The sequence below is a fragment of the Streptomyces sp. OR43 genome (genome assembly GCF_008042275.1).
Classification (GTDB): Bacteria; Actinomycetota; Actinomycetes; order Streptomycetales; family Streptomycetaceae; genus Streptomyces.
In genome coordinates, this window is the sequence record NZ_RDBK01000043.1 from 4,351,489 (window position 1) to 4,358,860 (window position 7,372).

Sequence of the window (7,372 nt, forward strand, 5' to 3'; positions counted from 1 at the left end):
GACGCCTCTCCGCCCGGCTCCGGGAACACCGCGTTCCCCGCCCCACCCCCGTTCGGGGGTGGTGAGAGCTGGGTCACTGTTTACATGATGTTAAGCGACCGGCCCGAGACCGTGACCGGTCCGGTCCGCAATGAGGAGGGCACATGTCGGCATCCAGCTCGACGGAGACGTTCCGGGCCGCCCGGGACTTCCTGCTTCGGCACCGCGAGGACTACACCGCGGCCTACGAGGGCTTCCGCTGGCCCCGCAGCGACCACTTCAACTGGGCGCTCGACTGGTTCGACGTCATCGCCGAGGGCAACGACCGCACCGCCCTGCACATCGTGGAGGAGGACGGCGGACGCACCGAGGTGTCCTTCGCCCGGATGTCCGCCCGCTCCAACCAGGCCGCGAACTGGCTGCGCGCCCAGGGCGTACGCGAGGGCGACCGCATCCTCGTCATGCTCGGCAACCAGACCGAACTCTGGGAGACCGCGCTCGCCGCGATGAAGCTGCGCGCCGTCGTCATCCCCGCGACGCCGCTGCTGGGCCCCGTCGACCTGCGCGACCGGGTCGAGCGCGGCCGGGTCCGGCACGTCCTGGTCCGGGACGCCGACACCGCCAAGTTCGACGAGGTGCCCGGCGACTACACCCGGATCTCCGTGGGCGCCGACACCGAGGGCTGGATCTCCTACACCGGGGCCGACGAGCAGCCGGATACCTTCACGGCGGACCGCGAGACCGACGCCGACGAACCCCTGATGCTCTACTTCACCTCGGGCACCACCGCCAGCCCCAAGCTCGTCGAGCACACCCACGTCTCCTACCCCGTGGGCCACTTGTCGACGATGTACTGGATCGGGCTCAAGCCCGGCGACGTCCACCTCAACATCTCCTCACCCGGCTGGGCCAAGCACGCCTGGTCCAACCTCTTCGCCCCGTGGAGCGCCGAGGCGACCGTCTTCATCTTCAACTACACCCGCTTCGACGCGGGCCGGCTGATGGCCGAGATGGACCGCTCGGGCGTCACCAGCTTCTGCGCCCCACCCACCGTCTGGCGCATGCTCATCCAGGCCGACCTCTCCCAGCTGACGACCCCGCCGCGCGAGGTCGTCGCGGCGGGCGAACCGCTGAACCCCGAGGTCATCGAGACGGTCCGGCGCGCCTGGGGCGTCACCATCCGCGACGGCTTCGGGCAGACGGAGACCGCCGTCCAGGTCGCGAACACCCCCGGTCAGGTCCTGAAGGCCGGTTCGATGGGGCGCCCGAGTCCTGGCTTCAAGGTCGTCCTCCTCGACCCGGTCAGCGGCGAGCCCGGCGCCGTCGAGGGCGAGATCTCGCTCGACCTCTCGGGTCACCCCGTCGGCCTGATGACCGGCTACCACGGCGACCCGGACCGTACCGCCGAAGCCATGGCGGGCGGCTACTACCGCACCGGCGACATCGGCGCCCGCGACACCGACGGCTACATCACCTACGTCGGCCGTGCCGACGACGTCTTCAAGGCCTCCGACTACAAGATCTCCCCGTTCGAGCTGGAGAGCGCGCTGCTGGAGCACGAGGCGGTCGCCGAGGCCGCCGTCGTACCGGCGCCCGACCCGGTGCGCCTCTCCGTCCCGAAGGCTTACATCGTGCTCGCCGAGGGCTGGGAGCCCGGACCGGACACCGCCAAGGTGCTCTTCGCCCACTCCCGGGCGGTGCTCGCCCCGTACAAGCGGGTCCGCCGGCTGGAGTTCGCCGAGCTGCCCAAGACCGTCTCGGGGAAGATCCGCCGCATCGAGCTGCGCGAGCGCACCGCCCAGGGCGGCGGCACCGAGTACAGCGAGGGGGACCTGGCATGACCGAGCCGTCCTACGCCCACGGCACCGGCACCACCGCCCTGCTGGGCGACACCATCGGACGCAACCTCGACCGGGCGGTCCAGGCGTACCCGGACCGGGAGGCGCTCGTCGACGTACCGTCCGGGCGGCGCTGGACCTACGCCGAGTTCGGCGCGGCCGTCGACGAACTGGCCCGCGCGCTCATGGCCTCGGGCGTGGAACGGGGCGACCGGGTCGGCATCTGGGCGGTCAACTGCCCGGAGTGGGTGCTCGTCCAGTACGCGACCGCGCGCATCGGCGCCGTCATGGTCAACATCAACCCCGCCTACCGGGCCCACGAGCTGGAGTACGTGCTGAAGCAGGCCGGTATCTCCCTCCTGGCCGCCTCGCTCGCCCACCGCACCAGCGACTACCGGGCCCTGGTCGACCAGGTCCGCGCCAACTGCCCCGCCCTGCGCGCCGTGCACTACATCGGTGACCGGTCCTGGGACGAGCTCCTCACCGTCTCCGGATCGGTGACGGCTGAGCAACTCGCCGACCGCGAAGCCGGGTTGTCCTGCGACGACCCGATCAACATCCAGTACACCTCCGGCACGACAGGCTTCCCCAAGGGAGCCACGCTCTCCCACCACAACATCCTCAACAACGGCTACTTCGTCGGGGAGCTGGTCGCGTACACCGAACACGACCGGGTCTGTGTGCCGGTGCCGTTCTACCACTGCTTCGGCATGGTCATGGGCAACCTCGGCATCACCTCGCACGGCGCCTGCATCGTGATCCCCGCCCCCGCCTTCGAGGCGGCCGCCGTGCTCGCTGCCGTCGAACAGGAGCGCTGCACCTCGCTCTACGGCGTCCCGACCATGTTCATCGCGGAGCTGAACCTCCCCGACTTCTCCTCGTACGACCTCTCCTCGCTGCGCACCGGCATCATGGCCGGATCACCCTGCCCGGTCGAGGTGATGAAGCGGGTCGTCGCCCAGATGCACATGGACGAGGTGTCCATCTGCTACGGCATGACGGAGACCTCGCCGGTCTCCACCCAGACCCGCCGCGACGACGACCTGGAGCGCCGCACCGGCACGGTCGGCCGTGTGATGCCGCACATCGAGGTCAAGGTCGTCGACCCGGCGACCGGGGCGACGCTGGAACGCGGGATGTCGGGCGAACTGTGCGTCCGCGGCTACAGCGTGATGCTCGGCTACTGGGAGCAGCCCGAGCGGACCGCGGAGGTGATCGACGCGGGGCGCTGGATGCACACCGGGGACCTCGCGGTGATGCGCGAGGACGGCTATGTGCAGATCGTCGGCCGGATCAAGGACGTGATCATCCGGGGCGGTGAGAACGTCTATCCCCGGGAGGTCGAGGAGTTCCTCTACCGGCACCCGAAGATCGCCGACGTGCAGGTGGTGGGTGTCGCGGACGAGCGGTACGGCGAGGAGATCCTGGCCTGCGTCATTCCCTCGGACGCGGACGATCCGCCGAGCCTGGAGGAGCTCAGGGCCTTCTGCGCCGAGCAGTTGGCGTACTACAAGGTGCCGCGCCTGCTCCGGATCATGGAGACCTTCCCGATGACGGTCAGCGGGAAGGTCCGGAAGGTCGAACTGCGGGAGAACTACGGCCGGTAGCCGCCGGACGGACGGGCACCGCCGACGGACGGGTACGGCCAGAGGGACGGGTACCGTCAGGCGGCTTCGATGATGTCGCCGGCGGTGCCCTGGGTCGCGGCCGCCCATTCGATCAGCAGTACCTCGTAGGCCGCGGACTCCACGGGGGACCAGTCCTGGCCGGCCTGCGCGTCCACGAGCGCGCGGATCGCCTCGTTCGCCTCGACGGCGGCGGGGTGGGCCGGCTGTGCGGGAAGGGTGCGGTGCGACGGGGCCGCGGCCGGGACGGATGCCGTGGGTGCGACAGGTGTGACCGTGGTGACAGGCAGGGCGGGTTGCGCCGGTTTCGTGGGTGGAGAAAGCCGTGGAGTTAAGACCATGCGCCCCACTCTAGGGCCCGCCACTGACAACCGACCGAACATCTGTGGCCCCTGGCTCGAACGTGACCGATAGCACTCACTGTGGCCGGTCGGTTTCTGTGAGGTGCGGCACGTCGCGCCGCATGCAGACCCGTGGCCACCGGTCGAGGCCGTGTTCCGCCTCCTCGGCACGAATCTTGCGCAGACCGTCCGTGAGGCCGGATTCCGTCAGGACGCGGAAGCCGAGCCGCGCGTAGTACGGCGCGTTCCACGGGACGTGGGCGAACGTCGTCAGGGTCAGCGCGGCCAGCCCCTCGTGCGCGGCCCAGGCCCCGGCGCGGTCGATGAGGGCGCTGCCCAGGCCGCGCCGGGCGGCCGACGGATGGACGGAGACCTGCTCGATGTGGGCGGCGCCGTCGACCGGGTCGGCGATCAGATAGCCGACGGGCAGGTCGTCGGCGCCCGTGGTCACCCAGGCGCGGCCGGCCACGCGGTATCCGTCCAGCAGGTCCAGGGGCGGGGGGTCGTCGTCGGCCACGCAGGCCATGCCGACCGTGCGGAAGGGTTCGCCTGCGGCGCGCTCGATGTCCTGGAGGAGCGGGAGATCCGAGCGGCGGGCGGGACGGATGCGCATGCTTCAGTATGGCGCGCGTGAGGCCGGTCCGGCGGTGGTGTACCGGTCTCAGGCGCCGGTGCTGAGCAGTTCGTCCGCCGGACTGTTCACCGGCTGCGGAGTCCCGGCGAGATCCATGACGAACAGCGGAAGGAAGAGCCCGTCCGCCCGCTCCCGGGCGTCCGGCGCGTACCCCGCGAGCGAGAAGAAGACGCTCGACACCGAGGCGCTGAGGGCGTTGAGCCACAGGCATTCCACATCGCGCAGCGCGGTCGGCCGGGTGGTGGAGTCGACCTGCGCGATCAGTCCGGCCGCCCGCAGATCGATCCGTGAGGCGGGGTGCCCGGCGGGCTGTACGACGTCGCGGTAGCCCAGCCACGTCAGGTACAGCGCGGCGGCGCCGACCGCGTCGCGCGCGGTACGGATCGTCAGCGGCCGGAAAGGAGGCCGCGGCGCCGGTGCCGTACGCGGCAGCGGGATGTGCGAGGGCCGTACGGCCCGGGAGGACGAGCGGCCGCGGCCCGGCGCCGCCACCGGGCGGACCGGGATCCGCAGGACGGCCCCGCACGGACAGCACAGCTCCGGCTGCGGCCACTGGTCGTGCCGGCCGCAGCCGCGGCAGCGCACGGTCACCCAGTCGTCGTTCCAGGTGCGGTGGGTGATCGGCGTGACCGGGGCGCCGCGCAGCAGGGGCGGGGCGGTCGGTGCGCCGCAGGGACAGGGGTAGACGGGCGTCACGTAGGCGTGGTCGCGGCGGCAGGCCGGGCACCGTACCGGCACTGATTCCACCCTCGGACTCCCTACGGCCGACGACCACGCGGCCGGCGCCCGGATTCCGGGCCGGCTCCGCTCCGTGCCCCCATGCTCCACCAAGAGCGAGGCCCCCGGGAGGGACTTGGGGTACTTCGCCGCTTCGGTCCGCCGGACCGGGCCTCCCGGGCTGCCTCTCTTGACGGCTGTCCGGGCGCGCTTTAGATTTGCTTCCGTATAGCAGAATCAATTTTCCGTAATGCGGAATTGGTGCTCTCAGGTGGCGCGACAGAGCCCGACTCCACCCAGGTCCGAGCAGGAGCACTCAATGCCTCGAATGACCGCTGCCCGAGCGGCAGTTGAGATCCTCAAGCGCGAAGGCGTCAGCAACGCGTTCGGTGTGCCGGGCGCGGCGATCAACCCCTTCTACGCGGCCCTCAAGGCCTCCGGCGGGGTCCATCACACGCTCGCCCGCCACGTCGAGGGCGCCTCCCACATGGCGGAGGGCTACACCCGGGCCCGCCCGGGGAACATCGGCGTCTGCATCGGCACGTCGGGACCGGCCGGCACCGACATGATCACCGGCCTGTACTCCGCCATCGCGGACTCCATCCCGATCCTGTGCATCACCGGACAGGCCCCGACCGCGGTGCTCCACAAGGAGGACTTCCAGGCGGTCGACATCGCCTCGATCGCCAAGCCGGTCACCAAGGCGGCCACCACCGTCCTGGAGGCCGCGCAGGTCCCCGGTGTCTTCCAGCAGGCCTTCCACCTCATGCGCACCGGCCGTCCCGGACCGGTCCTCATCGACCTGCCGATCGACGTGCAGCTCACCGAGATCGAGTTCGACCCCGATCTGTACGAGCCGCTGCCGGTGCACAAGCCCGCCGCGACCCGCAAGCAGATCGAGCGCGCCCTGGAGCTGCTGAACGCCTCCGAGCGCCCGCTGCTCGTCGCGGGCGGCGGCATCATCAACGCCGACGCCCCCGAACTCCTGGTGGAGTTCGCCGAGCTCACCGGCATCCCGGTCGTTCCCACCCTGATGGGCTGGGGCATCATCGCCGACGACCACGCGCTCAACGCCGGCATGGTCGGTCTCCAGACCTCGCACCGCTACGGCAACGCGACCTTCCTGGAGTCCGACTTCGTCCTCGGCATCGGCAACCGCTGGGCCAACCGCCACACCGGCAAGCTGGGCGTCTACACGAAGGGCCGGACGTTCGTCCACGTCGACATCGAGCCCACCCAGCTGGGCAAGATCTTCGCCCCCGACCTCGGCATCGCCTCCGACGCGAAGGCCGCGCTGGAGCTGTTCATCGAGGTGGCGCGCGAGCTGAAGGCAGCCGGCAAACTGAAGGACCGCTCGCGGTGGGCCGCCTCCGCGCAGGAACGCAGGGCCACGCTCCAACGACGCACGCACTTCGACAACGTGCCGCTGAAGCCGCAGCGCGTGTACGAGGAGATGAACCGGGCGTTCGGACCAGAGACCCGGTACGTCACCACGATCGGCCTCTCCCAGATCGCCGGCGCGCAGATGCTGCACGTCTACCGGCCGCGCCACTGGATCAACTGCGGCCAGGCGGGCCCGCTCGGCTGGACCATCCCGGCCGCCCTGGGCGTCGCGACGGCCGATCCCGAGGGCTCCGTCGTCGCCCTGTCCGGCGACTACGACTTCCAGTTCATGCTGGAGGAGCTCGCGGTCGGCGCGCAGCACCGCATCCCGTACGTGCACGTCCTGGTGAACAACTCCTACCTGGGGCTGATCCGCCAGGCGCAGCGCAACTTCGACATCGACTTCCAGGTCAACCTGGAGTTCGAGAACCTCAACTCCCCGGAGCTGGGCGTCTACGGCGTGGACCACGTCAAGGTCGTCGAGGGACTGGGCTGCAAGGCGATCCGGGTCACCGAGCCGGACCAGCTGCTGCCGGCGTTCGAGGAGGCCAAGAAGCTGGCGGCGGAGTTCCGGGTGCCGGTGGTCGTGGAAGCGATCCTGGAGCGGGTCACGAACATCGCGATGAGCGGGACGGACATCGCGTCGGTGAACGAGTTCGAGGACGTCGCCTCGGACCCGTCCCACGCCCCGACGGCGATCCGCCCGTTCGCGTCTGCCTGACCGGTCCGGGCCTGCGGCCCCGGTTCCCGTTCGACGGGGGCTGGGGCCGCATCGTTGTGTCCTCAATCGCCGGACGGGCTGAAAGGTGTCCTCAGTTGCCGGACGGGCTGGAAGGATGTCCTCAATCGCCGGAC

General features: G+C 70.5%; 6 protein-coding genes. 3 read left to right on the forward strand and 3 right to left on the reverse strand.

Annotation, left to right across the window (positions count from 1 at the left end; all coding sequences use genetic code 11):
- Nucleotides 1–143: 143 nt before the first annotated feature.
- A complete protein-coding gene (locus tag EAO72_RS38675) occupies nt 144–1,820 on the forward strand; it encodes an AMP-binding protein (RefSeq protein WP_148021660.1) in 1,677 nt (558 codons plus the stop codon).
- On the forward strand, nt 1,817–3,424 hold the full coding sequence (locus EAO72_RS38680) for an AMP-binding protein (RefSeq protein ID WP_148021661.1): 1,608 nt from the start codon (nt 1,817–1,819) through the stop codon (nt 3,422–3,424). Before EAO72_RS38675 ends, EAO72_RS38680 begins: the two co-directional genes overlap by 4 nt.
- A 56-nt stretch (nt 3,425–3,480) precedes the next feature.
- On the opposite strand, the gene EAO72_RS38685 is transcribed toward EAO72_RS38680, so the two are convergent.
- The 3 genes from EAO72_RS38685 to EAO72_RS38695 all read right to left on the reverse strand — a co-directional run bounded on the left by EAO72_RS38685 (nt 3,481) and on the right by EAO72_RS38695 (nt 5,164).
- Nucleotides 3,481–3,783 carry a hypothetical protein gene (locus tag EAO72_RS38685; protein WP_148021662.1) on the reverse strand — a complete coding sequence of 101 codons (303 nt, stop codon included), beginning with the start codon at nt 3,781–3,783 and terminating at the stop codon, nt 3,481–3,483.
- A 76-nt stretch (nt 3,784–3,859) separates the two neighbouring features.
- Entirely contained in the window at nt 3,860–4,396 is a 537-nt protein-coding gene (locus tag EAO72_RS38690) for a GNAT family N-acetyltransferase (RefSeq protein ID WP_148021663.1), read from the reverse strand.
- A 48-nt stretch (nt 4,397–4,444) separates the two neighbouring features.
- Nucleotides 4,445–5,164 (reverse strand): hypothetical protein, encoded by a 720-nt coding sequence (locus EAO72_RS38695; RefSeq protein WP_148021664.1) that lies wholly within the window; start codon nt 5,162–5,164, stop codon nt 4,445–4,447.
- A 298-nt stretch (nt 5,165–5,462) separates the two neighbouring features.
- Here EAO72_RS38695 and gcl point away from each other — a divergent pair, with 298 nt between their 5' ends.
- Nucleotides 5,463–7,238, forward strand: coding sequence for a glyoxylate carboligase (gcl, locus tag EAO72_RS38700; protein ID WP_148021665.1), 1,776 nt, complete (start codon nt 5,463–5,465; stop codon nt 7,236–7,238).
- The last annotated feature ends 134 nt before the right edge of the window (nt 7,239–7,372 follow it).

Excerpts from the sequence above, each read along its gene's own strand:
- EAO72_RS38690 (WP_148021663.1), bottom strand. The coding sequence starts at position 4,396 with ATGCGCATCCGTCCCGCCCGCCGCTCGGATCTCCCGCTCCTCCAGGAC.
- EAO72_RS38680 (WP_148021661.1), top strand. The coding sequence starts at position 1,817 with ATGACCGAGCCGTCCTACGCCCACGGCACCGGCACCACCGCCCTGCTG.
- EAO72_RS38675 (WP_148021660.1), top strand. The coding sequence starts at position 144 with ATGTCGGCATCCAGCTCGACGGAGACGTTCCGGGCCGCCCGGGACTTC.
- EAO72_RS38685 (WP_148021662.1), bottom strand. The coding sequence starts at position 3,783 with ATGGTCTTAACTCCACGGCTTTCTCCACCCACGAAACCGGCGCAACCC.
- gcl (WP_148021665.1), top strand. The coding sequence starts at position 5,463 with ATGACCGCTGCCCGAGCGGCAGTTGAGATCCTCAAGCGCGAAGGCGTC.